Raw genomic sequence first — 25259 nt, 5'->3', positions numbered from 1 at the left:
CACACGACACGTCAGGCGCTGACGTCGCCACCCACGGGACCGCGCCGAGGCCATCTCCGTGCGCGTTTCAGCACGAAGTGTGCGTTTTACTGCAAGACCGGAGACCCCCGCCGGAGGGATGCTTTATGCAGGCCATGACACAGCATGCGGGAGCGCACTCTGATGACTGCAGTACACGAGAACGTCGGTGCCACAGGGCTTCCTGATGGAATCGCAACGCAGCTGTTCATCGGCGGACAGGCCGCCAGTCGCACCTCGCCGCGCGATCCACTGAGCGTGTCACCGTTCAATTCCGAAAGCGACCCATCTGCTGTGCCTGATCATCCGCACCACCCCATCGACCGGAACTGGCAGCACCGCGCCTCCTGCCGCGGCACCGACACCGACATGTTCTTCTCCCCCGACGGTGAACGCCGTAGCGTCCGCGCCCGGCGCGAGCACGCCGCCAAACAACTCTGCCAGAGCTGCCCCGTACTCACCGACTGCCGCACCCACGCCCTCACCACCACCGAAACCTATGGCATCTGGGGTGGCCTCTCCGAAACCGAACGCGCCCGCCACACCCGACGCACCCGCCGCGCGACTTCCCGATCCCCGGGCGGCACACTGCGCCGTCTCACTCTCTGACCGGAAAATGCCGAAGGTGGGTGGCAGGCGATAGCATCCGGCGTAGCTTGCGGAGCCGGATCAGTTTGTGAAGGTATGTGTTTGGGTTAGGCAGCGGGCGTGACGGTGACCCGGTAGCCGAGGGCGGCGAGCTGGGCGAGGTGGCTGCGAAGCTTGCGTTCGGTGTTGATGTGGCGGGTGTGATAGTCGGCGCCGAGGTCGTGGAACCGGACGTTTGTGTCGATGAGCAGATGCCAGACCACGACGAGGATGGAGCGGGCGACGGCGACGAGGGCTTTGAGCTTGCCGCGACGTTTGACGATTCGCCGGTAGCGTTCGCCGAGGAAGGTGTTTGTTTTGGCGGCTGCGGCGGCGGCCTCGCCGAGCACTCCCTTGAGATAGGGATTGCCCTTGCCGGTTCGACCGCCGCGCTGGATCGGCCCGGACTGGATGGTGCGCGGGCACAGTTTCGCCCACGACACCAGGTGCGCAGCCGTGGGAAACACTGTCATGTCCGGTCCGACTTCGGCGAGAATGATCTGCGCGGCGCCACGCCCGACGCCGGGAATTTCGTCGAGCCGCTCGATCACAGTGAGTCCAGACCCGCCGCGCGCCGCGTCGTGGCCGTCGGCCGGCACCGTGTCACCGGGCTCGTCGATGCTGGTGACCAGCAGGTCGTCGATGCGGGTGGTGAGCCTCGCGATCTGTGCGTTGAGGGTGTCGATCTGGTCGAGCAGCATCCGGGCCAGCTCGGCGTGATGATCGTCGAACCGGCCGGTGAGGGCCTCGACGAGGGCGTTGTGCTTGGCTTTCATCGCGCCGCGGGCCAGACCGGCGAGCCGCCGCGGGTCACGCTCGCCCGCGATCAGCGCCTCCAGCATGTCGCGCACCGACAGGGTACCCAGACTGGAAGCCACCGACGACACCTTGATCAGCGCGTCCTCCAGCAGTTTCTCGAGTCGTTGCCAATAGCGGGTGCGATCACGGGTCAGATCGATCCGCAGCCGGGTGTAGTCGCGCAACTGCCGGATCGGTTGCGGCGGGACGAAACTCGGCCGCAGTAGACCTTTCTCGGTGAGTTTGGCGAGCCACACGGCGTCGAGCTTGTCCGTTTTCGGGCGTCCCGGCACGTTCTTCACATCGCGGGCGTTGACCAGCTGCACCGTCAACCCGGCCGATTCGAGCAGATAGAACCAGATCCGCCAGTAGTCCGAGGTCGATTCAACGGTGATCCTCTCGATCCCCGCCGCCACCAGCTGCTCGCCGAGATCCGTAATCGCGGCAGTCGTGGCCGAGACGTCCCACACCGTGCTGCCGCGCCGGCCTGGTCGTCTCGGATCCGGTGTCCGGGTGCACACCTTGCCCGAGGCCTTGGCCACGTCGATGGCGCACACACACTCGACCACCAGTTCGTGCTCAGCATCGGGAATCTGTTCCGGCAATGAATTCACTTCTGTTGTCCTCCTTCCGCATCCCACACGCATACACAACGGCGGGCCGCCTGGGGGCCTCGGTCAAGGGAACCGAAATTCTGACCGGCGTGCTCGGAGCAACAATGCGTGACCCTTCCAGGTCGGGGCCCCGGCGCCAGGCTAATGAACGAGCTCAGGCTCAAGGGAAAGTCGGCGTCGGCAGGCGACCCGATCCCATTTTCGCGCCTGCGAGGCGTCCCCGGGAGGATAGGTGGCTAATGGGAGACGACCAGCGAGCCTTCGACAGGTAACGGACCCCGTGGGGAAGCTGATCACCGAGCCGCCGACCGGTGAGCACTATTCGTGCATGTTCGCGGCAACGTCTACATCACCCCATAGGGGATGTTCAGCCAGGCGCAGCTGCAGTACTGCGTCGAAACCCTCGGCGTCGACCGCATCCTCTACTCCGGCGGCGCCTCGCTTACTACCCGGTCTGCTGAAGGTTCAGTTCGGGAAGGCAGATCTGGGCGAGGTCCTCCAGCGGGACCGCCAGCACAGCCGCGAGTGCGGCGACTGTCGTGAAGGCCGGAGTTGCCAGACGTCCCGTCTCGATCTTGCGCAGGGTCTCGGGTGAGATCGACGCGGCATGCGCCACTTCGGCGGGCTTGCGGTCGCCGCGCGCCTGCCGGAGGTAAGCGCCGAGTCGCTTGCCGGCGGCACGCTGCTGCGGCGTCAAAGGGGATCGCACCATGCGACAAGGATACGCCACGCTCGGTATGAAAATACCGAGCCATCCACTAGCCTGGTATTTCTATACCGGGTTGTCTGCGAGAAAGTGGAGTGTGAGCGCGTGTTGGAACTGAAGACGTCACAGGAGATCGAGGCAATGCGCACCACCGGCGCGTTCATCGCCGAACTGCTCGACGACCTGCAATCGCGCGCCCTGGTAGGGGTGAATCTGCTCGACCTCGAAGACCGCGCCCGGCACCTGATCGAGGAGCGCGGGGCGGTGTCCTGCTACTGGGACTATGCGCCGTCATTCGGCCGCGGTCCGTTCCACAACGTCATCTGCCTGTCCGTCAACGATGCGGTGCTCCACGGGCTACCGCACGACTACACCCTGCGCGACGGGGACCTGCTGAGCATGGACATCGCCGTATCGATCGACGGGTGGGTGGCCGACTCGGCGCGCAGCCTGATCGTCGGCACACCCCGAGTGGACGACCAGCGACTGATCGAGGCAACCGAGCGCGCCCTCGCCGCCGGTATCGACGCCGCACGTCCGGGCGGGCGCCTCGGCGACATTTCCGCGGCGATCGGTGCGGTAGCCGCCGACTACGGCTACCCGGTCAACACCGAATTCGGCGGGCACGGACTCGGTCGAACGATGCACGAGGACCCGCATGTGTCCAATCAGGGGCGGGCCGGGCGGGGCCTGGTGCTGCGACCCGGACTGACCCTCGCACTCGAGCCTTGGTTCGCCCGCGGAACCGACAAGATCGTCTACGACCCCGACGGGTGGACCATCCGATCGGCCGACGGCTCGCGGACCGCCCACAGCGAACACACGATTGCAATCACCGACGGTGATCCGCTCGTCCTGACACGCCGCTCGTCCTGAGCCCGGTCGGCGACCGACTCGAACTCCTGGTCGTCGGCACGTCCGGATGAGGTGAATTTGATGGGTTATCAATCTTGATTGAGGTGCCAGTCACAGCAAGACTGGCTGCATGAGCATCAGCAATTCCCCACCGAAGTGGCACAAGCGCTCGCGGGTCCGTAAGTCCGAAGAGACAAGCCCCGCCTACGCCTAGTTCACCGGCCGCTGCGGCCTCCGGTGACGGCGATACCACGCAGCCCGCCGCGCGAGCGCCGCGCCGGGCGTCCCGGTCCGAATCCTCTTTTCGATTCGGGTACAGACTTGTCCGAGCGCGGCGGGTATTCGACTCGGCACCAACCTTTTTCAAGTCATCCTCAGTCGCCCTGCCGTCCTCACGGTGGGCGGCGAACGAGTCCCGATATGGAGCCGACATGGACATGTTGCTCGCTGGTGAGTGGCGTGGCGCCACTGACCGCACCACCGACCTCATCCGATCACCGTTCGACGGCCGCGTGATCGATTCGGTTCCGGTGGCCACCGCCGCCGATGCCGCCTTCGCCCTGGACCGGGCAGAGGCCGGTGCCCGAATCCAGCGAGCCACTCCCGCTCATGAGCGGGTGGCGACCTTGATGCGTGCGGCCGATCTGGCCGACGAACGGGCGGAGGACATCGCGCAGACCATCAGCGCCGAGACCGGGAAGCCGATCAGCGAGGCGCGCGGAGAGGCCGGCCGGTCCGGCAGCATCATCCGGTTGGCAGCGTTCGAGGGCAGCCAGCTCTACGGCTCGACGCTGCCGCTGGACGCCAACCCCGGAACCGGGCTCGAGAAGGTCGGGTTCACGCTGCGCCAGCCCTGCGGGATCGTCGTGGCGATCACACCGTTCAACTACCCGGCCCTGTTGGTGTTGCACAAGATCGCTCCCGCGCTGGCCGCCGGTAATGCAGTAGTACTCAAGCCTGCCCGCACCACCCCACTGACCGCGCTGAAACTCGCCGAGTGCTTCGTCGACGCCGGCCTCGCCCCCGAGTCCCTGTCAGTTCTGACCGGCCCGGGCTCCGCGCTCGGTGACGTCCTGGTCACCGACCCACGGGTACGCAAGGTGTCGTTCACCGGCTCGACCGGAATCGGCACCCGCATCAGTTCGCTTGCGGGAGTCAAGAAGCTGTCGCTGGAGTTGGGTGCCTCCTGCCCGGTGATCGTTCTCCCGGACGCCGACATCGAACTTGCCGCGTCCGCCGTCGCGGCCGGTGGCTACATCAACGCCGGTCAGGTCTGCATCAGCGTGCAGCGGGTCATCGTGGATCAGTCCGTCGAGGCGGACTTCCTCGACGCCCTGGTCCCGAAGGTCGAGAGCATCGTCGTCGGCGACCCCGCCAACACCGACACCAGGCTGGGCTCGCTGATTTCCGAAGCCGAAGCCACACGCGTACATTCGGCGATCGCCGAGGCCGCGCTGGCCGGTGCGAAGGTCCTCACCGGCGGTGACCGGGACGGCGCCGTCGTCACCCCGACCGTCGTCGCCGGCGTCGACCCCTCTTCCCCGTTCAGCCGCGACGAACTGTTCGGCCCCGCGGTCGCGGTCTCGTCCGCCGCCGACATCGAGTCGGCGATCGACCTCGCCAACGACAACGACTACGGCCTCGGCGCAGGACTGTTCACCTCGGACGTCTCGGCGACCACGCGGGCGATGCGGCAGATCGACGCCGGCAACATCCACATCAACTGGACCCCGCTCTGGCGCGCCGACCTCATGCCGTACGGCGGCCTGAAGGGCAGCGGCATCGGCAAGGAAGGCGTCCGCTCGGCGGTCGAGGAAATGACCGAGGAGAAGACCATCGTCCTCCACGGCCGCCCCTGGTAACCCGCCTCCCCCTCAGGCACTTTCGTGGCACTCACAGAAAACGACGACATGACATCACTGAGCACACACAAGACCGTGCGGCTGACCACGGCCCAGGCGGTAGTGAAGTATCTCGCGGCGCAGTACTCGGTTGCCGACGGCGACCGTCGCCGCCTCATCCCGGCCGCACTGGGCATCTTCGGGCACGGCAACGTCGCGGGCCTCGGACAGGCCCTCGACGAACTGTCCGACGAACTGCCGTTCATTCAGGGTCGGCACGAGCAGTACCTCGCTCACATCGCCACCGCGTACGCCAAGGCCAGCCGCCGCCGCGCCACCCTCGCGGTGACCGCCTCCATCGGACCGGGTGCCCTGAACCTGGTCACCGCCGCCGGTTTGGCCACCATCAACCGGCTCCCGTTGCTGCTGCTACCCGGTGACACCTACGCCACCCGGCACCAGGGACCGGTGCTCCAGCAACTCGAGCACGCCAGCGAATCCGACACCACCGTCAACGACACGTTCCGTCCGGTGGCGAAGTTCTTCGACCGCATCAACCGCCCGGAGCAACTGCTGACCGCGCTCCCGCAGGCGATGCGAGTACTGACCAGCCCCACCGACACCGGTGCCGTGGTGCTGTCGCTGCCGCAGGACATCCAGTCCCACGCGTTCGACTTCCCCGTCGAGTTCTTCGAACCGCGTGACTGGAAGATCCGCCGCCCGCTGCCCGACCCCGCGGAGGTCGACGACGTCGCCGCCCAGATTCGGGAGGCAGAGCGTCCGGTGATTATCGCCGGTGGCGGCGTGCACTATTCGGATGCCACCGCGGCACTCGAGGAACTCGCCGAGCAGGTCGGGATTCCGGTGGTCGAGTCGTTCGGCGGCAAGGGCGCGGTCAGTCGCGACGAGTGGTGGCAGGTCGGCGGCGTCGGCCTCGAGGGCAACTTCGCCTCGAACAAGCTGGTCAAGCAGGCCGACCTGGTGATCAGTGTCGGCACCCGGCTGACCGACTTCGTCACCGGCTCGCAGTCGATCTTCGAGAACGAGAACGTCCGCTTCGCATCACTGAACGTGGTCGACGCCGACACCCGCAAGCAGGGTGCCACCGGGATCCTGGCCGACGCCCGTCTCGGCCTCGCCGCGCTGACCGCCGCGCTTGCCGCACACACCACCAGCACCGCGTGGCAGGAGACGGTGCGGACGGCGAAGGCGGACTGGGCCCCGATCCGGGCCGCCGCCCTCGACCCGGACACCGCATTCGACCCCGCCGAGCACCCGGACGCGCCGGTCACCGGTGCGGTGCTCACCCAGCCGCAACTGATCGGGCTGCTGCAGGAGCATGCCCGCGGCGGCGACACCATCATCGCCGCCGCCGGCGGCCCGCCCGGCGACCTGCAGAAGGTCTGGGACGCCACCGGCGACCGGCGCGCGCATTTCGAATTCGGGTTCTCCTGCATGGGTTACGAGATCCCGGCCGCAATGGGCGTGCGCCTCGCCGAGGGCAACCACGGCCAGCGGATCGTCACCTTCATCGGCGACGGCACCTACCTGATGGCCCCGACCGAACTGGTCACCGCCGCCCAGGAGGGCCTCGACGTCACCATCGTCGTCTCCGAGAATCACGGCTACCAGGTCATCCACCGCCTGCAGATGAACCGCAACGGAAGGGAATTCGGCAACGAGTTCCGCTACCGCACCGACGGCGACATCATCGCCGACAGCGGGGACAAGGCGCGCCTCGAAGGCGACTACCTGAAGGTCGACCTGCGGAAGATCGCCGAAGGCCTCGGCGCCATCGCGATCCGCGCCACCACCACAGCCGAGGTCCGTACCGCACTGGAGCAGACCCGCGAGGTGTCCGGGCCGGTGGTCATCGTGGTTCCGACGGTGCCGCACGTGGACCTGCCCGGCGGGGACGTCTGGTGGGACGTGGCCCCCGCCGAAGTCTCGAACCAGGAATGGGTGCAGAGCCTGCGCGCCGATTACGACAACGCCGTGGGACGGCAGAGGTGGTTCGGATGAGCAACAACAGCCCTCTCGACGCCGGAACCCTGCGTCAGCGTCTGGCACAGGGTGAGACCACCGTCGGCACGTTCGTCGGCATGGCCTCCTCGACCGCGGCCGAGGTGTGTGCCGCGGCCGGTGCCGATTGGATCCTGCTCGACCTCGAACACGGTGCCGGATCGGAAGACGCGCTGCGGGATTCGATTCTCGCCGCCGGCGCCTACGGGGTTCCGACGGTGGTGCGGGTCGAATCCGGGGAACGTATCCGGATCGGGCGGGTCCTCGATCAGGGTGCCGCCGGTGTGATGGTGCCGCGCCTGGACAAGCCCGATCAGGTAGTCGACGCGATCACCCACCTGGCGTACCCGCCTCGCGGCGACCGCGGGGTCGCCACCTACAACCGCTCCTGCCGGTGGGGCATGGACCGCTCCGTCCTGCTCGCCGAGGAGCAGGCGACGCTCGGGGTGATCCAGATCGAAACTCTCGCCGCCCTCGACGCGGTCGACGAGATCGCCGCCCAGGACGGGGTCGACGTACTGTTCGTCGGCCCACTGGACCTGTCGTTCGCACTCGGGGTGCCGCTGCAGTTCGACAGCCCGGTCTTCACCGCGGCCCTCGGGCGGGTGCTCGCGGCCGCCCACCAGCACGGCAAGACCGCGGGCATCCTCGCCGCCGACGCCGCCCTGGCAGCCGGCTACGTCGAACTCGGCTTCCGATTCGTGGCCATCGGCTCCGATTCCACCCTGCTCGCCGCGGCGCTGTCCGAGGCGTTCGCTACCGCCCGCCCCGAACAAGACCAGTAAAGGAAGTCATCGTGAGCACAACCCGCACCGTCGGAGTCGGACTGATCAGCGTCGGCTGGATGGGACAACTGCACGCCCGCGCCTACCGCGACGTCCCGATCGTCTACCCCGGACTCGGGGTCACCCCGAAGCTGGTGATCGCCGCCGATACCGCCGCGAGCCGTGTCGACTTCGCCAAGAATGTCCTCGGTTTCGCCGAGGGCACCACCGACTATCGCGAGGTGCTCGCGCACCCGGACGTCGACGTCGTCTCCATCTGCGCACCGAATTTCCTGCACGCCGAGATCGGCATCGCCGCGGCGAAGGCGGGCAAGCACTTCTGGATCGAAAAGCCCGTGGGACGCAGCTACACCGAGACCGCGGCGATCGAGGCCGCGGCCACCGACGCCGGGGTAATCACCTCGATCGGGTACAACTACCGACACGCCCCCGCCGTCGAGCACGCCCGGAAGCTGATCACCGAGGGCAGCCTCGGCCGGATCACCAACGTGCGGGCCTCGTTCTTCTCCGGATACGCCAACGAACCCAACGGCGCCCTGTCCTGGCGATTCGACCGCGAACTCGCCGGCTCCGGTGTGCTGGCGGACCTGTTCAGCCACGCGAGCGACCTGTGCCAGTACGTGGTCGGGCCGATCGCCGAGATCAACGCGCTCACCAGCACCGTCTACACCGAACGCCCGAAGCTGGCGATGGGATCGGGCACCCATTTCGCGGTCATCGAGAACGGTGAGATGGGTCCGGTGGAGAACGAGGACTACGCCGCCGCGCTGGTGCGGTTCGGCTCCGAAGGCCCCGGGTCGGGTGCGGTGGGCACAATCGAGGCGTCCCGGGTGATCGTCGGACCCGAGTGCGGCTACCAGATCGAGGTCTACGGCACCGAGGGCTCGCTGAAGTGGGACTTCGAGCGGATGAACGAACTGAAGGTGTGCCTCGGCCGCACCAACGCCGAACAGGGCTACCTCACCGTCAACGCCAGCCCGAAGCACGGCGACTACTCCCGCTTCCAGCCCGGCCCGGGCAACGCCCTCGGCTTCGACGACCTCAAGACGATCGAGGCCAAGAAGTTCCTGCTCGCCGTCACCGGTGGGCCGCAGGAGAACTCGAACGTGCACGACGCCGCGTCGGCGGCGGCGATCGTCACCGCCGCCGAGACCTCCGCCGCCACCGGGCAGTGGCAGAAGCTCGACGTCGTCGCGGGCACCACTGCCTCCCGCACCGCCTGACCACCGCTTTCGACACCTGCAAGGACGCTGATGTCAACAACGATCTCCACGCAACTGTTCGTCGGCCTGGGCCCGCTCGACCGGGAGCTCGTCGACCCGTATCTGGCCGCCCATCACCAACTGGTTCTCGACCCCACCGAGGAACAACTGGCGGTCGCCGAGGCGGCGATCGTGCGGGCGGCGTTCACCGTCGACGCAGCGATGCTCGACCGGATGCCGTCGCTGAAGGTCCTCGCCCGCACGGGAGTCGGCACCGACCTCGTCGACGTCGCCGAGGCGCGGCGGCGCGGGATCCCGGTGGTCATCACCCCGGGCACCAACACCGTCTCGGTCGCCGAGGGTGTCTTCGCGCACCTGCTCTCGTTGGTCAAGCGCCTGCCGACGCTGACCGGCGTGGTGCGGCGCGGCCGCTGGGCCGAACGCGGAAACGTGACCGTCGGGGACCTCGAGGGAGCAACGTTGGGCATCGTCGGGTTCGGGCGGATCGGCCGCAAGGTTGCCCAGATCGCCGAAGCGTTCGACCTGACCGTGCGGGCCTACGATCCGTTCGCCGAGATCCCCGAGGCGTACCGGTGTGCCGATGTCGACGAGGTGCTCACCGCGAGTGACTTCGTCACCCTGCACACGCCGCTGACCGCGGAGAACCATCACCTGATCAACGAGACGAGGCTGGCAGTCATGCGGCCGGGATCGATCCTGGTCAACTGCAGCCGCGGCGCGCTGATCGACCTCGACGCTGCGCACGCGGCGTTGCAGTCCGGGCACCTCGCGGGACTCGGCCTCGACGTCTTCGATCGCGAACCGCCCGAACACCACCCGGTGTTCGACCACGCCAACACAACTCTCAGCCCGCACCTGATGGGGTTCACGGACCGGGCGATGGCCCTGACGATCCGTGCCGCGGTCGAGGGCGCCATCGCGGTTCTCGACGGCCGTGACCCGGCCGCGGTGGCGTCATGACCGTCCGGGTGGGTGTGATCGGCGTCGGGGTGATGGGCGCCGATCACGTCCGGACACTGCACGCGGTGGTCTCCGGGGCAACGGTCACCGTGATCACCGACTTCGACGCCTCCCGCGCCGCCACGATCGCGGAAGAGGTCGGCGCCCGCACCGTCGCGACCGCGGCAGAGCTGATCGCCGCCCCGGACGTCGACGCGGTGATCATCGCGTCCCACGACTCCGCCCACGCCGAGCAGGTGAGTCTGTGCCTCGATCACCGCAAGCCGGTGCTGTGCGAGAAGCCGCTGGCCCCGAGTGTCGACGAATGCGCCAGCCTGGTCACCCGGGAAGAGCACCTGGCACTGGCGAATCCGCTGATCTCCGTGGGTTTCATGCGCCGATTCCATGCGCCGTACCAGGAATTGGCAACGGCGATCCGGTCCGGATCCGTCGGCACCCCGTTGCTGATCCGAGCATCCCACCGCAACGTGACCGCATATCCGGGTGGAAATTCGACCGACACCGTCACCAACTCCGCAATTCACGAAATCGACATCACCCGTTGGCTTCTCCGGTCCGAGATCGTCGAGGTCAGCTGGCACGCACCGAAGTCCACCTCCATGGACACCTCCCGGCGCGACCCGCAGATTCTGATGCTGCGTACCGCCGACGATGTGCTGACCGTGGTCGATGTGTTCGTCAACGCACGATACGGTTACGACGTGCGCTGCGAGGTGGTCGGCGAAACCGGAGCAGTGAGCCTGGCGCCGAGTCACGCCCTGACGGTCGACGCGTCGCTGCGTTCGACGGCCACGTACCCGGAGGACTGGCGGCCGCTGTTCGCCGACAGCTACCGGCGGCAGTTGCAGGCATGGGTCGACGCCCTCACCGAGGGGACCCGCAGCCCATTGGCGTCCGCCCGCGACGGTCTGCGCGCCATCGAGGTGGCGGAAGCGCTGATCGTATCGATGAACAATGTGGGCGCCGTCACCCCGGTGAAGAATTCATGACCGTCGCTCTACGACTTCCTCGCCATCCGCGTTCTACGATCGAGACGACCACCGAAGGGTACGACGAGGCATGACCCACTCACCACGTCCGGAACTATTGGCCGCATGCTGGACTTCAGCCGGTGACGTGATGCCTGCACGAGGTTCGGACCGCAGTCCGGTCCCGATCCGGGACCGGATCGAAGCGGTCGCCCGAACCGGCTACACCGGATTCGGATTGACCCGCCCCGACCTGGTCGCCGCGCGCGAGACGATCGGCCTGGGCGCCGTCGCGAAAATGCTCGCCGACAACGGCATCACCCATGTCCAACTCGAGTGGATCACGAACTGGTGGACCACCGGGGAGGCCCGCGCAGCGTCGGACGATGTCCGCCGGGACCTGTTCGAGGCCGCCCCCGTCCTCGGAGTCGACAACATCAAGGTCGGCGCGGACGACGACGGTATCGCCGTCTCCTTCGACCTGCTCTGCGAGCAGTTCGACGCGCTCGCTACGGACGGCGCCGCCGCGGGTGTGAAGATCGCGTTCGAGAACACCCCGTTCTCGCACCACGTCAAGACCACCGAACAGGCTGCGCGGTTCGTCCAGGACGTCGGCAACCCCAACGGCGGGCTCATCCTGGACATCTGGCACGCCTTCCGGGGTGGGACGGACTACGACACGTTGACGGAGATCATTCCGTCGCGCTTCGTGTTCGGCGTCGAACTCGACGACGGTTGGACTGCCGTGCGGGGAACCGATCTCGAGGACACCTTCGACAACCGGGTTCCCTGTGGCGAGGGCCAATTCGCCGTCCCGAAGTTCATCGATGCGGTCCGCCGCGTCGGCTTCGACGGACCGTGGGGTATCGAGCACATGTCGCAGGAGTTCCGGAAACTGCCCGTCGCCGAGGCACTCTCCCGGGCACGCGACGGCGCCCTGCGGTGCTTCGAGGTCGCCGACCTGGCGGCCGCGAATGGGGACGACAGCTGATCTCATCGGCTCTCCCATCGCCATCCAGTCTGCGGCGGTGAGGTGAAAATGATGGGAATACCGTATTGATTGAGGCGTGCGTCACAGCAAGACTGGCAAGGGCACACAGACAGTGGATTGTGCAGTCGCTGCTCGGACTGGCCGTGTGCATCACCGACCCACCGGCACAGACGCCGATGGGGACAGAACGAAAGGAATCCAGTGGCCACCCTGTTGAACGGGAAAGTCGTTCTGATCAGCGGCGGGACGCAAGGTGTCGGCGCAGGCGTCGTGCGAGCCGCGGCCCGCGAAGGCGCCCGAGTGGTCTTCACCGGCCGCCGGGCCGAGGCCGGCAAGACCCTGGCCGCCGAACTCGACTCCGAGGGCGCGCAGGTCCGGTTCGTGCAAGCGGACCTCGTCGACCCGGCCGAGGCGACGAACTCGGTGACCCGGACCATCGAGGAATTCGGCCGCATCGACGCACTGTGCAACGCGGCCGGCCTGACCACCCGCGGCACCCTCGTCGACACCACGCCGGAGTTGTTCGACCAGCACATGGCCGTCAATCTGCGGGCCCCGTTCTTCACCATGCAGGCCGCCGTCGCGGACATGGTGGCGCGGAAGGCGCCGGGAACGATCGTCAACATCATCTCCATCGCGCAGCACGGCGGGCAGTCCTACCTGGCTCCGTACGTGGCGGCGAAGGCCGGGCTGGCGGGGCTGACCCGCAACGCCGCCTACGCGCACCGCTTCGACCGGATCCGGATCAACGGTCTCAACATCGGCTGGACCGAGACCGAGGGCGAGACCGCGACCCAGCAACGCTTCCACGGCGCCGACGACAACTGGGCCGCCGAGGCCGCGGCGAAGGTGCCGATGGGCAAGCTCGGGCAGGTCGACGAGATCGCCGACATGGTGGTGTTCCTGCTCTCGGATCGCAGTGGCGTCGTCACCGGCTCGGTCATCGACTGGGACCAGACCGTCATCGGAGGGCAGGACTGATGGGATCGACACTCGGCGTGATCGGCCTCGGCCGGATCGGCGCATTCCACACCGACACCCTCGCCCAATTGCCGGGGGTGGACGGCCTCGTCGTCACCGACGAGCGTCCGGACGTCACCGCAACCGTGGCCGCCAAGTTCGGGGCGCGCGCGGTCGAGGACGCAGCTGCGGTCTTCGCCTCGGGCGTGGACGGGGTCGTGATCGCGGCCGCCACCCCGGCGCATGCGCCGCTGATCCTGGCCGCCGTCGATGCCGGGATTCCGGTGTTCTGCGAGAAGCCGGTCGCGTTCACCGCCGACGAGAGCTACCAGGTCGTCGAGCGGCTGAAGACGTCGACGGTGCCGGTGCAGATCGGGTACAACCGCCGGTTCGATCCCGCGTTCGTCGCCGCCCGAAACGCCGTCGTGCGAGGGGAACTCGGCTGGCTGCACACGGTGCGCTCGACGACCCTCGACCCGGCGCCGCCGCCGGCGGAGTACGTGGCCGCCTCCGGCGGCATCTTCCGCGACTGCAGCGTCCACGACTTCGACATCGTCCGCTGGGTCGTCGGGCAGGAGGTGACCGAGGTCTACGCTGCCGGATCCAACCAGGGCGATTCCGTCTTCGCCGACTGCGGCGACGTCGACACCGCCACCACCACCCTGACGTTCGAGAACGGCACCCTCGGCGTGGTGTCGAACACCCGCTACAACCCCCGCGGCTACGACTGCCGCCTCGAGGTCCACGGCTCCCAGGACAGCGTCGTCGCCGGCTGGGACGCAAGCGCCCCGGTCCGCAATCTCGAACCCGGCGTCACGTTCCCGGACGGCCCACCGCACCGGTTCTTCATGGACCGCTTCACCGCCGCCTACCGCGCCGAACTCGGCGCGTTCCTCGAGGTAATCGCCGGCACCGCACCGTCGCCGTGCACCGCCGCCGACGCCCTCGAGGTGGCGTGGATCGCCGAGGCGGCCACGCTGTCCCTCTCCCACCACCGACCCGTCCAGATGAGTGAGGTTCGACGATGATTCGTATTGCAGGAGCACCTATTTCCTGGGGTGTCTGTGAAGTTCCCGGCTGGGGACACCAGCTCGGCGCCGAACGGGTGCTGTCGGAGATGCGCGACGCCGGTCTCGAGGCCGCGGAAATCGGACCCGAGGGCTTCCTGCCGTCCGACCCCCGGCAACTGGCCGACACTCTCGCCTCCTATGACCTGAAGGCGGTCGGCGGGTTCACGCCGGTGCTGCTGCACGACCCCGATCACGACCCGGTCCCGGACATCACCGGCACCCTCGCCGCGTTTACGGCGGCCGGTGCCGAGGTCCTGGTGCTGGCCGCAATCACCGGCACCGACGGTTACGATTCACGCCCCGACCTCGACGACGCCGGCTGGAAGACGCTGCTGGGCAACCTCGACCGGCTGCACCGCGTCGCATCGGACCAGGGCATCCGCGCCGTCCTGCATCCGCACGTCGGAACGATGGTCGAGAGGAACCTCGAGGTACAGCGGGTGCTCGACGGCTCCTCGATCCCCCTGTGCCTCGACACCGGCCACTTGCTGATCGGTGGCACCGACCCGCTCGAGCTGGCCCGGGCCGCCGCAGATCGGATCACCCACACCCACCTCAAGGACGTCGACGCCGAATTCGCCGCCCGCGTGCAGGCCGGTGAGCTCAGCTACACCGACGCCGTCGCGCAGGGCATGTACACCCCGCTCGGCACCGGCGACGTCGACATCGAAGGTGTGGTCCGGCACCTCGTGGACTCCGGCTTCGACGGCTGGTTCACCCTCGAACAGGACACCATCCTCGCCGGCGAACCCGAGGGCGAGGGCCCGGTGGCGGACGTGAAGACCAGCGCCGCGTTCCTGCGAAGCCTGTCGCTGTGACATCCCTGCGGATCGGGGTGCTCGGCGCCTCGCGGATCGCGGAATCGGCGATCGTGAGGCCGGCCCAGATCCTGGGTCACCGGCTGGTCGCGGTCGCCGCCCGCGACCGCGACCGGGCCGAGGCGTTCGCGCAGACCTACGGTGTCGAACGGGTCGTCGACTCGTACGCGGATCTGATCGCCGACCCCGAGGTCGACGTGGTCTACAACCCGCTCGCCAACGCCTTCCACGCCGAGTGGAACCTGAAGGCGATCGAAGCCGGCAAGGCGGTGCTGACCGAGAAGCCGTTCGCGCGCAACGCAGTCGAAGCCGAACTGGTGCGGCGCGCGGCGCGGGAACGGGGAGTGCCGATCATGGAAGGGTTTCACTACCTGTTCCACCCGATCATTCAGCGGATGTTCGGCCTGCTCGAGGACGGCACCCTCGGGACGCTGCAGCGGGTCGAGGTGGTCATGCGGATGCCCGAACCCAAGCCGGACGATCCGCGGTGGAGCCTCGACCTCGCCGGCGGGACGGTCATGGATCTCGGCTGCTACAGCCTGCACGTGCACCGGCAGCTCGGCCGGTTCGCCGGCGGCGAACCCACCGTCGTCGCGGCACGAGCGATCGAACGCGACCCCGGGGTCGACGAATCCTGCGACATCGACCTGGTGTTCCCCAGCGGCGCAACGGGTTCCAGCATCAACTCGATGACCTGGGACCGGTTCGAGATGACCCTGCGCTTGGTCGGGGACCGGGGCGAGGCCTTCGCCCACGATTACCCGCTGCAGTCCGGCGATGACCGCATCACCGTCATTACCGACAGCGGTGCCGTCGTCGAACGCCTCGGAACCCGCTCGACGTACACCTACCAGCTCGACACCTTCGCTCGACACCTTGCCGACGGGACCGCGTTCCCGATCGACGCCGACGACGCGGTCACCACCATGGAGCTCATCGACTCCACGTACCGCGCCGCAGGCCTGCCCCTGCGGTAGGTCACCTTCTCCCCACCGGGCCTCGAGAACCGACTTCCCGCGTCCGGTCCGGTGGGGTTCTCCACCCACACTCTCCCTGTCTCCCCTCCCTCGCTGCTTTTCCATGCCTGCATGGTTGCGGCTTCCGAAAGGCCAACCACATGGATACACACGACGGCCGACCCGTCCCGTTCACAGGCAAGCGCACACGCCGGGTGACCACCCTGGCATTGGGCATCGCCACAGCCGTGTTACTCGCAGGATGCTCGAGCACCGGCGGCAAACCCGAGGCAACGGGTAGTGGCATGGCCTCGGGCACCGCGGACACCCCCCGTGCGACCATTGCGATGATCACGCACGAGGTTCCTGGTGACACCTTCTGGGACCTCATCCGCAAGGGCGCGGAAACCGCGGCGGCCAAGGACAATATCGAACTGCGGTATTCCTCGGATCCCGAGGCACCGAACCAGGCCAACCTCGTCCAGAGCGCCATCGACAGCCGAGTCGACGGCATCGCCGTCACCCTCGCCAAGCCGGACGCGATGTCGCCGGCCGTGCGCGCCGCCACAGACGCGGACATCCCCCTCGTCGTCTTCAACGGGGGAATGGACCAGTACAAGGCCCAGGGCGTGGCCCAGTACTTCGGTCAGGACGAGAAGCTCGCCGGCATCTCGGCCGGGCAGCGCCTGACCGCCGACGGCGCCAAGAAGGCGCTGTGCATCATCCAGGAGCAAGGCCAGATCGCACTCGAGACCCGGTGCGCGGGTGTGATCGAAGGATTCAAGGGACAAACCGAGATCCTCAACGTCAACAGCAAGGACCTGCCCTCGGTCGAGGCGACGATCACCGCGAAACTGCAGCAGGATCCCTCCATCGATCACGTCGTCGCGCTCGGCGCACCGATCGCCATGACCGCCATCCAGTCCAAGGCCAACGCCGGCAGCGGCGCGACGATCGTCACCTTCGACACCAACGCCGCCCTCGTCGACGCCATCAAGGCCGGGGACGTCAAATGGGCCATCGACCAGCAGCCGTTCCTGCAGGGCTACCTCGCGGTGGACTCGCTGTGGCTGTACCTGAACAACCGCAACACCATCGGAGGTGGAATGCCGACACTGACCGGCCCCTCCTTCATCGACCAGTCCAACATCGACTCGATCGCCGAGTACGCCAAGGCCGGAACCCGCTGAGCACGGTGCCCGGCACAGCATCGCGACTGCCGGGCACCGTCGGCGTAACGGAAGGAAAGTCATGTCCACACAGCAAGATCTGGACCTTGCCAGTCACAAGGTCGTCCACGACGAACGGGTGAAGGAACAAAAACGCCTGCAACGGCTGCTGGTCCGCCCCGAGATCGGGTCCCTGTTCGGTGCGATCGCGATCTTCGTCTTCTTCATGGTCGTCGCACCCCCGTTCCGCAGCCCCGAGGCGCTGGCCACGGTGCTCTACGCCTCCTCCACGATCGGGATCATGGCCTGCGCGGTCGCGCTGCTGATGATCGGCGGGGAGTTCGACCTCTCCGCCGGCGTCGCGGTCACCACCAGCTCGCTGGCGGCGTCGATGATCGCCTACAACCTGCACCTGAACCTGTGGGCCGGCGCCGCCCTCGCCCTGGTGGTCTCGCTCGCGGTCGGGTTCTTCAACGGCTACCTGGTGATGAAGACGAAGATCCCCAGCTTCCTGATCACCCTGAGCTCGTTTCTGATGCTCACCGGCATCAACCTGGCCGTCACCAAACTCGTCACCGGGCAGGTCGCCACCCCCAGCGTCTCGGACATGGCCGGTTTCGACTCGGCGAAGAAGGTGTTCGCGTCCTCGTTCGTCGTCGGCGGGGTGTCGGTGCGGATCACCGTGCTGTGGTGGCTGCTGTTCACCGCGATCGCCACCTGGGTGCTGTTCAAGACCCGGATCGGGAACTGGATCTTCGCCGTCGGCGGCAACCAGGACTCCGCCCGCGCCATCGGCGTCCCGGTCACCAGGGTCAAGATCGGGTTGTTCATGACCGTCGGGTTCGCCGCCTGGTTCGTCGGCATGCACCTGCTGTTCTCGTTCAACACCGTCCAATCCGGGCAGGGCATCGGCAACGAGTTCCTCTACATCATCGCCGCGGTGATCGGTGGCTGCCTGCTCACCGGCGGGTACGGCACCGCGATCGGCGCCGCGATCGGCGCGTTCATCTTCGGCATGACGAACCAGGGCATCGTCTACGCCGGCTGGAACCCGGACTGGTTCAAGTTCTTCCTCGGCGCGATGCTGCTGTTCGCGGTCATCGCCAACAACGCCTTCCGCAACTACGCCGCCAAGAGGTGACCCGTATGAGTACCATCGAACAGATGCCCGTCGATACCGAACCCGGTGGTGGCGACAAGATCCCGCTGATCGAACTGAAACACGTCGGCAAGCAGTACGGCAACATCATCGCCCTGCAGGACATCAACCTGCGCGTGAAGGCCGGGGAGGTCACCGGTGTCCTCGGCGACAACGGGGCCGGCAAGTCCACCCTGATCAAGATCATGGCCGGCCTGCACCAGCAGAGCGAGGGCGAGCTGCTCGTCGACGGTGAAGCCCTCACGTTCGGCTCCCCGAAGGAGGCCCTGTCCAAGGGCATCGCCACCGTGTACCAGGACCTGGCGGTGGTATCGCTGATGCCGGTGTGGCGCAACTTCTTCCTCGGCCAGGAACTGCGGAAGGGACCGCTCAAGACCCTCGACGCGAACGGTATGCGCGCCACCACGATGTCCGAGTTGTCGAAGATGGGCATCGAGCTGCCCGACGTCGACGCCCCCATCGGCTCGCTCTCCGGCGGTCAGCGCCAGTGCGTGGCGATCGCCCGGGCGATCTTCTTCGGCGCCCGCGTCCTGATCCTCGACGAGCCCACCGCCGCCCTCGGTGTCAAGCAGTCCGGGATGGTGCTGCGCTACATCTCCGCCGCCAAGGAACAGGGCTTCGGGGTCGTGTTCATCACCCACAACCCGCACCACGCCTACATGGTCGGTGACCACTTCGTGCTCCTCAACCGCGGCCGGCAGAAACTGGACTGCACCTTCGACGAGATCAGCCTCGAAGAACTCACCCAGCAGATGGCCGGCGGCGACGAACTCGAAGCACTCACCCACGAACTCCGGCGCTAGGACACCCCGTCCCCGGTCCGCATCGACACTGCACCGCCCCGAATTGTCGGGGCGGTGCAGTCGTCCGCGGATACTCCTGAATCACCGTCAGGGCATATTGTAAGGAGTGATGATCCGGATCGGCGACATCACCGTGGTCACGCCCGACAGCCCGCCACGTCCCTGAATCAGCATGCGGCAGGCCAGGTTCGCGTCCGACCGCAGGTCGTGATCGAGGACGGTCGAGATCTTCTTGTCGCGGAGCAACTGCTTGTTGTCCCGATCGAGGTCGTGGGCGATGAAAACGCGGTAGCGGCGGCCGAGCTTCTCGAAGGCGCGCACGGTCGCCATATTGCCGCCACCGATCGAGTAGACCGCCTCGATGTCCGGGTTGCGTTCGAGTGCGTCGAGGACGAGACGCTCAACCGTCGTGTCGAGGCCCTCACTCTCGGAGATGTCGATCAGTGTGCGCTGAGAGCCGCTCCCCCCGACACCGCCCGAACGGCGCAGCGCGCCGCGGAATCCCATCTCGCGCTCCTCTTCGCCGCGAAACGCGTTGCTACTCAGGGTGACGAGGACACTGGACGCGCTGTCGCACAGCCATTGCTCGAGCAGGTAGGCGGCTGTCTCCCCCGCCGCCCGGTTCTCGATTCCGACATAGCCGACCCGACTGCTGTTCGGCACGTCGGTGGCGTAGGTGACGACGGGGATCCCCGCCTCGGTGAGCCGGTCGATAGCGTCGGAGACCTCGGTGGTGTCGGGCGCCTTGACGATGACACCTTGTGAAGGCCGTGTGACGAGCTTGTCGAGTGTCTCGACCATGGCAGGCACCGAGCCGGTCTCCCGGAAGTGAAACCGGGTCCGGACCACGGCAGGGGCGAGGGACGGCAGTTCCGCCTCCACCGCCTCGCGGAATGCCCCGGAGAATCGGGGCGGCGCCTGCATGACGACGTCGAAGAGGTACTTTCGCCCGGCCAACCGCAGCTGGGAACGCTGTTTGTCCAGGTCAGCGATCGCTTGCGCGACTTCTGCGCGGGTTCCCTCACGCACCCCCGGGCGGTTGTGAAGCACGCGGTCGACGGTCGCCTCGCTGAGGCCCGCCTGCTGGGCGATCTCCCGAACCTTGTAACGACCGTGCGCCACAACTTCTCCCTCGAGGTAAAAATGATGGACGATGCCAACTGATTGAGGCACGTACCCCAGCAAGATTAGCAGGAATACACGAAAGATGCTCCCAATGAACAACTCCCGCACCACCACACGGGGAGTCGCCGCCCGCGGGAGCGTGGTCGGACGATAGGTCGTCCGGGAGCGCCGCTTTACGAGCACTCCCGAAAGGCACACCATGCACTTCGCTTCCGAACACCGCCTCGACGACGTCCTTGAACGCGAATTCACTCTGTGTGAAATCTCCGGCATCCTGTGGACGCCGAGACCCGCATCCGCGCGGGCACCGCTGATGCTGGTCGGTCACCCCGGCGGACCGCAATGACGTATCCCCAACTGGTGGCCCGAGCCCGGCACGCCACGGCGGAGGGCTTAGCCGTGGTCACACCGCGCATCAACAGGCTCTGGACCCGTTCGACGCCCTCGGTCCAGGGAGAAGACGCTGCACGCCAATACGGACGGGCACACCGGCGCCCCCGGTTGCCCTTCGCCCGGTACCTGAAGCAGGGCAGGACGCCGCTCACGGGAGACCGACACCCTCCCGTTTTCGACGGTCGTGCGCATTCGTACTCGCAGCCGCCCCCGGGCCGACGGTATTCGTCCGGCCTCCCGGGGTTCCGAGCCGTCAATGCAACGTCCGTGGTTCCTCGTATCGGTGAGTGGCACCCGGTCGCGCAGGGACTGCCTCTTCGCTTGCTGAACGTAGACCGGGAAGCGGAGATGGAAGTGTCCAATTGTCTGGAAACTCCGTTGCGCGTCCCTGTAGCGCACGGGGTGCGCCGTGCTGAACATGCATCGGCACAGACGAATTGAGGGAATTCTCCCTGTTGCCTCATGTCAAGATGCCCGCGAAGTCTGATTCGTTGACTCATCAAGAATTGCCCGCGTGACGGCGGCCTGCCCGGTCGGTGTCGTCTTGGCGGTGGCGTGGGTGATCAGTTCGGTGGACATTGCCTGGATTTGGCGTTGGACGGCGGCGGGGTTGATGCCGGCATGGGTGTCGCCGAGGATTGCTCGATCCTCGGCGCAGACCCGCTCGTGAGCGAGGGCACGGTGATACGGGGTGGTCGCTGTGTCGTATTTCTTGATCACCTTCGCGCCATCCCGCACCTTGGATGTCAATTTCTGCTGCGGGCAGAAGTAGTTCGTCAACTGCGACTGCAATACCCAAATCGTGTTGAGCAACACCAGCTCTGCCGGTGTGTCGTACCGGAGGTAGCCGACGATGGTGCGCACCACCGCCCAGTTCTTCTGCTCGACATGAGCGCCGTCGTTGGAGTTACCCGGCCTCGACCGGGTGAAGGTGATGTGCCGCCTTTCGCACCAGTCGAGCAGGTGATGATTGATGAACTCGCTGCCGTTGTCCGAGTCGACCCCGAGCAGTGGGAACGGCAGGATCGTCGCGATCTCCTCCAACGCGGCGATCACCCATTTGCGGGCCTTATTGGGCACCGAACGGTTCTCGGTCCAGCCGGTGGCGATGTCGGTGACCGTCAGCGTGTAGCAGTGTTCACCGACCGCGTTGCCGCCCTCGTGTCCGACCAGGTCGATCTCGACGAAACCCGGCACGACATCGTCCCATTGCGCCCAGGTGCGGATCGGGATCTGCGACTTGAGCAACGTGCCGGGTTTGGTGTGCGAGCGGCCCCGCAGGACGTGCTTCTTGCGTTCGGGCACCAGCCGTCGGTCGATGGTGGCCGCAGACATGCCGACCAGCAGCAGTGCGGTGGCGTCGTCGATGTCGAGTTCACCGAACGTACGCAGAACGGGCACCAGATCGGTCAGCGCCGGCGCCAGCCGTTTCCCGGCCGGCATGCCCAGCACCGCCCAGCAGAAGATCAACGCCGCAACAACGTTCGGCCCGTACATCGGTGGGCGCGCTGCCCGGGGCTGTACCACCTTCGGGATCAAAGCTGCCCGCAACGCCTTGCGGGCATGGTCGCGATGCCAGCCGGTCGTGGCGCACAACTCGTCGAGGATCCTCGCCTTGCCCGGCTTGGCGGCGCGCTTGTAGCGGGTCGCGATCGCCGTGGTGACGGCTCTGCGTTCGGCCATGGTCAGTCCCATCCTTCGGCCCTACCCTCGACCACCACATCGACGTGGTCGACACGCCGCTACGCGGGCACTCTCACGTGAGGCAACGAAGCGGTCTACGCGGGCATTTTTGATGAGTCAACGCGTTCTCTTGACTCGAACTGGTGTTCGATCTAGTCTTGATTCATGGGGGACGGGGAGAGAACTCAGGGGGCGTTGCCGGACGGTGATCCGGCCGACGTCGACACGCTGCGGTTGACCGAGGCGCAGTTGCTCGAGACGGTGCTGGCGGTGTCCGCGGAGATCACCCGCCTCGAGGCGATTCGGGTGAGACTGATGGACGCAGTGGATTCGCGCTGCCGAGTCGACGTGCTGGGCCATCCCAACGCGAAGGCGTGGCTGGCGGCGCACACGATGCTCGAACCGGGGGCGGCGGGACGGATCGTGAACCTGGCACGGGGGCTGCGGGCGCAGCCTACGGTCGCCGGAAAGTTCTACGGCTGCAAGATCTCCGCGGATCATGCGGGGCTGATTCTGCGGTTCTGCGAACGACCGCCGAAAGGAATGCCGCTGAGCGCGCTGGGTCCTGTACTGGACGCGTTGCTGACTGCAGCGGACGGACCACAGGCCCGCACCGACCTGATCCGAGAAGGGTATCGCGAAGGTGGAGCGAATCTTCGAAAGCGACGAGCACCCCGCGAGCGAAGACCTCGACCGCAACGAACTGCACGCATCGAAAACCCTGAACGGACGGGTATCGGTCAAAGGCGATCTGGATGCGGTGACCGGCGAGATGCTGCTGACCGCGATGTCGAAGCTGGCCGCACCCCGGCCGGCCACGGACGGGGCCAGAGACGAACGCACCCCGGGACGGCGCCGGGCCGACGCGTTCACCGAACTGCTGCGCCGCTATCTCGCAGCAGGATTGAACGGCACCGAATCCGGCGAACGCCCCCACATCAGCGTGCAGGTGCGGGCGCGAGACCTCGCCGACGCCCGCGGCACCGACCGCAGCGACTCGGGCGCACAGGCTTCAGGCACCGGCCCAGCCGACCCAGCCTTTGGCGACCGGCCTACCTCTGCGGAGGACTGGGCTGCGGTGTTAGCTGAAACGGGGGTGGCGTGGGCGGCCTGGATGGGACCGCTGACGATCACCGCCGCCCGGCATCTGTCGTGTGATGCGCAGGTGAGCACGGTGATCCTCGACGATCACGGTGCACCCCTGGACGTCGGGCTGACCAGCAGGACGGCCACCAGAAAGCAGCGACGAGCGTTGGCCGTGCGCGACGGTGGATGCGCATTCCCCGGGTGCGGAGCGCCGGCATCGTGGTGCGAGGCGCACCATGCGGTCCACTGGGTCAACGGTGGCCTCACCGACATGGACAACCTCGTCCTGCTCTGTGGTTTCCACCACCGGCTCATCCACCACGACGGGTGGGAGGTGCAGATCGGCGACGACCGGCACCCGTGGTTCATTCCACCACCCGGCGTCGACCCCTTCCGGAAACCACTGCCCTCGCACAACCGGCGGGCCGGCCCGGCTGCGGCCTGACAGACTCAGCGCCGCAACACAACTCCATCCCACCACAGACGCCCCGCATCCGAGCCCCCCACTCGGATGCGGGGCACCCGCCGTGACAAAACACCGCAGCATCAGACCCCGCCGTGTCAGAACTCGATGACGGCCTTGCCGCGCACCTGCAGGTCGAACTCCGTGTACGCGGTTTCGGCGTCCTCGATCTTCCAGCGATCGGTGAACAGCGCGTCGACGTCGATGCCGTGCTGCGCGACGAAGCGCGCGCATTCGCCCATCCCGACGTTGGAGAACGTGTAGGAGCCGATGATCGAGATCTGCTTGATCACGATGTCGGGCGACACGTCGAGTTCGATGTTTCCGCCGAGGCCGACCAGGGCGAGGGCGGCGGCGAACTGGATCGCGGATTGGCCGATGGATCCGAGACCGAACACGGCAACCGTGTCCCGCCCGGTGACGTCCGCCCGCCGGAGTGCGCCGAAGGCAGTGCCTGTGCCGCAAGCGATTGCAAGGAGGGGCCGGTACTACTTGTCGGTTGACGCATACACCAGTTCGAGGATCCCGGACGGGAAGGCCGTGCTTTTCACCAAACGCAGGGTCACGGGCTTATTCAACTCTGGGAACAGCGGCGCCCCCTTGCTCGTGGCAGCGGGCTACACTCACAGCCGGTACTCGTCCACCACCCCGAGCTTGATCAGGGAGTTCACGAACTCGGTGCCGCCGGCGGCGACGAGGTCCTTGCCGGGTTCGGCCTCGAGCTTGGCGATCTCCTCGGCCGCGTCACCGCTGACGATCCGGGTCCCAGTCGTACGGCTGATTTCAAGGTACGAGAGAACATGACCTTGGGGATCTCGTTCATGGCCCCGGCGGACGGGTGATCGGAGGTCGGCCAGTAGCCGGCAATGATCTCGTAGGTGTTGCGGCCTATGAGGAAAACCCCGGCATCCCACAGCCGACTGACGAAGTATTCCTCCTGCTCGGGGTCGTCGATGCTCATCATGACGTCTCGAATTCCGTTGTCCTCGTCAGCGCTCTTGCCATCGAGCGAAACGTAAACCTCCAAGAGTGATTCCCGCCCTCCGAAGCTGGTCCAATACATCGACCAGCCAGGATGTTACTGCGGGTGGAAACGGGGACCAGAAGTTCCAGCTGTCTGCAGCCAGATGAATGAAGCTGTTCATATCATTCACCTCCTACGGCAC

At 66.9% G+C, this 25259-nt stretch carries 22 protein-coding genes and 1 pseudogene; 17 read left to right on the top strand and 6 right to left on the bottom strand.

Features of this window, described 5'->3' with window-relative positions; all coding sequences use genetic code 11:
• Positions 1 to 312: 312 nt before the first annotated feature.
• Positions 313 to 627 (top strand): WhiB family transcriptional regulator, encoded by a 315-nt coding sequence (locus BLV94_RS44435; protein ID WP_072951436.1) that lies wholly within the window; start codon positions 313 to 315, stop codon positions 625 to 627.
• 86 nt (positions 628 to 713) lie between these two features.
• On the opposite strand, the gene BLV94_RS44430 is transcribed toward BLV94_RS44435, so the two are convergent.
• Both BLV94_RS44430 and BLV94_RS44425 read right to left on the bottom strand, forming a co-directional pair.
• Positions 714 to 2048 (bottom strand): IS110 family RNA-guided transposase, encoded by a 1335-nt coding sequence (locus BLV94_RS44430; protein WP_371851629.1) that lies wholly within the window; start codon positions 2046 to 2048, stop codon positions 714 to 716.
• 454 nt (positions 2049 to 2502) lie between these two features.
• Positions 2503 to 2769: a helix-turn-helix domain-containing protein gene (locus BLV94_RS44425; protein ID WP_012687703.1), complete on the bottom strand. Its 267-nt coding sequence runs from the start codon at positions 2767 to 2769 to the stop codon at positions 2503 to 2505.
• A gap of 99 nt (positions 2770 to 2868) precedes the next feature.
• On the opposite strand from BLV94_RS44425, the gene map reads away from it, so the two are divergent.
• The 15 genes from map to BLV94_RS44350 all read left to right on the top strand — a co-directional run bounded on the left by map (position 2869) and on the right by BLV94_RS44350 (position 19343).
• Positions 2869 to 3639, top strand: coding sequence for a type I methionyl aminopeptidase (map, locus tag BLV94_RS44420; RefSeq protein WP_072951159.1), 771 nt, complete (start codon positions 2869 to 2871; stop codon positions 3637 to 3639).
• A 410-nt stretch (positions 3640 to 4049) separates the two neighbouring features.
• Positions 4050 to 5480, top strand: a complete 1431-nt coding sequence (locus tag BLV94_RS44415; protein ID WP_072951162.1) for an aldehyde dehydrogenase family protein — start codon at positions 4050 to 4052, stop codon at positions 5478 to 5480.
• Positions 5481 to 5504: 24 nt separating this feature from the next.
• Positions 5505 to 7481: a 3D-(3,5/4)-trihydroxycyclohexane-1,2-dione acylhydrolase (decyclizing) gene (gene iolD, locus BLV94_RS44410; protein ID WP_244163798.1), complete on the top strand. Its 1977-nt coding sequence runs from the start codon at positions 5505 to 5507 to the stop codon at positions 7479 to 7481.
• Positions 7478 to 8266 (top strand): HpcH/HpaI aldolase family protein, encoded by a 789-nt coding sequence (locus BLV94_RS44405; protein ID WP_072951167.1) that lies wholly within the window; start codon positions 7478 to 7480, stop codon positions 8264 to 8266. Before iolD ends, BLV94_RS44405 begins: the two co-directional genes overlap by 4 nt.
• 11 nt (positions 8267 to 8277) lie before the next feature.
• Positions 8278 to 9489, top strand: a complete 1212-nt coding sequence (locus BLV94_RS44400; RefSeq protein ID WP_244163797.1) for a Gfo/Idh/MocA family protein — start codon at positions 8278 to 8280, stop codon at positions 9487 to 9489.
• 30 nt (positions 9490 to 9519) lie between these two features.
• On the top strand, positions 9520 to 10449 hold the full coding sequence (locus BLV94_RS44395; RefSeq protein ID WP_072951169.1) for an NAD(P)-dependent oxidoreductase: 930 nt from the start codon (positions 9520 to 9522) through the stop codon (positions 10447 to 10449).
• Entirely contained in the window at positions 10446 to 11438 is a 993-nt protein-coding gene (locus tag BLV94_RS44390) for a Gfo/Idh/MocA family protein (protein ID WP_072951172.1), read from the top strand. The genes BLV94_RS44395 and BLV94_RS44390 overlap by 4 nt, the downstream gene beginning before the upstream one ends.
• Before the next feature lie 130 nt (positions 11439 to 11568).
• Positions 11569 to 12408: a sugar phosphate isomerase/epimerase family protein gene (locus BLV94_RS44385; RefSeq protein ID WP_244163796.1), complete on the top strand. Its 840-nt coding sequence runs from the start codon at positions 11569 to 11571 to the stop codon at positions 12406 to 12408.
• Positions 12409 to 12609: 201 nt separating this feature from the next.
• Complete coding sequence (locus BLV94_RS44380) at positions 12610 to 13389, top strand: SDR family oxidoreductase (protein WP_072951176.1); 780 nt, start codon at positions 12610 to 12612, stop codon at positions 13387 to 13389.
• Positions 13389 to 14396 (top strand): Gfo/Idh/MocA family protein, encoded by a 1008-nt coding sequence (locus BLV94_RS44375; protein ID WP_072951178.1) that lies wholly within the window; start codon positions 13389 to 13391, stop codon positions 14394 to 14396. The genes BLV94_RS44380 and BLV94_RS44375 overlap by 1 nt, the downstream gene beginning before the upstream one ends.
• Positions 14393 to 15256 carry a sugar phosphate isomerase/epimerase family protein gene (locus BLV94_RS44370; RefSeq protein WP_072951181.1) on the top strand — a complete coding sequence of 288 codons (864 nt, stop codon included), beginning with the start codon at positions 14393 to 14395 and terminating at the stop codon, positions 15254 to 15256. Before BLV94_RS44375 ends, BLV94_RS44370 begins: the two co-directional genes overlap by 4 nt.
• Positions 15253 to 16233 carry a Gfo/Idh/MocA family protein gene (locus tag BLV94_RS44365; RefSeq protein WP_072951184.1) on the top strand — a complete coding sequence of 327 codons (981 nt, stop codon included), beginning with the start codon at positions 15253 to 15255 and terminating at the stop codon, positions 16231 to 16233. Before BLV94_RS44370 ends, BLV94_RS44365 begins: the two co-directional genes overlap by 4 nt.
• Positions 16234 to 16373: 140 nt before the next feature.
• Complete coding sequence (locus BLV94_RS44360) at positions 16374 to 17402, top strand: substrate-binding domain-containing protein (protein WP_072951186.1); 1029 nt, start codon at positions 16374 to 16376, stop codon at positions 17400 to 17402.
• A gap of 61 nt (positions 17403 to 17463) precedes the next feature.
• Positions 17464 to 18522 (top strand): ABC transporter permease, encoded by a 1059-nt coding sequence (locus tag BLV94_RS44355; protein ID WP_072951783.1) that lies wholly within the window; start codon positions 17464 to 17466, stop codon positions 18520 to 18522.
• 5 nt (positions 18523 to 18527) lie between these two features.
• Complete coding sequence (locus tag BLV94_RS44350) at positions 18528 to 19343, top strand: ATP-binding cassette domain-containing protein (protein WP_072951781.1); 816 nt, start codon at positions 18528 to 18530, stop codon at positions 19341 to 19343.
• Between the two features lie 87 nt (positions 19344 to 19430).
• On the opposite strand, the gene BLV94_RS44345 is transcribed toward BLV94_RS44350, so the two are convergent.
• A complete protein-coding gene (locus BLV94_RS44345) occupies positions 19431 to 20465 on the bottom strand; it encodes a LacI family DNA-binding transcriptional regulator (protein ID WP_072951127.1) in 1035 nt (344 codons plus the stop codon).
• Between the two features lie 861 nt (positions 20466 to 21326).
• The gene (locus tag BLV94_RS44335; protein WP_074933937.1) at positions 21327 to 22556 is read right to left on the bottom strand and encodes an integrase catalytic domain-containing protein; all 1230 of its coding nucleotides are present in this window, start codon (positions 22554 to 22556) and stop codon (positions 21327 to 21329) included.
• Between the two features lie 153 nt (positions 22557 to 22709).
• Between BLV94_RS44335 and BLV94_RS44330 the strand changes: the two are divergent.
• A pseudogene (locus BLV94_RS44330) lies at positions 22710 to 24075 on the top strand (HNH endonuclease signature motif containing protein).
• A 116-nt stretch (positions 24076 to 24191) separates the two neighbouring features.
• Here the strand turns inward: BLV94_RS44330 and BLV94_RS44325 are convergent.
• On the bottom strand, positions 24192 to 24491 hold the full coding sequence (locus tag BLV94_RS44325) for an MDR/zinc-dependent alcohol dehydrogenase-like family protein (RefSeq protein ID WP_072951124.1): 300 nt from the start codon (positions 24489 to 24491) through the stop codon (positions 24192 to 24194).
• 269 nt (positions 24492 to 24760) lie between these two features.
• The gene (locus BLV94_RS50080; protein ID WP_208613729.1) at positions 24761 to 25120 is read right to left on the bottom strand and encodes a dihydrofolate reductase family protein; all 360 of its coding nucleotides are present in this window, start codon (positions 25118 to 25120) and stop codon (positions 24761 to 24763) included.
• Positions 25121 to 25259: the final 139 nt, after the last annotated feature.

Source organism: Rhodococcus koreensis (assembly GCF_900105905.1).
In the GTDB taxonomy this organism is placed as follows: Bacteria; Actinomycetota; Actinomycetes; order Mycobacteriales; family Mycobacteriaceae; genus Rhodococcus_F; species Rhodococcus_F koreensis.
The sequence above is the reverse complement of the archived record's forward strand: the minus strand, read 5'-3'. Positions and strand labels throughout refer to the sequence as shown.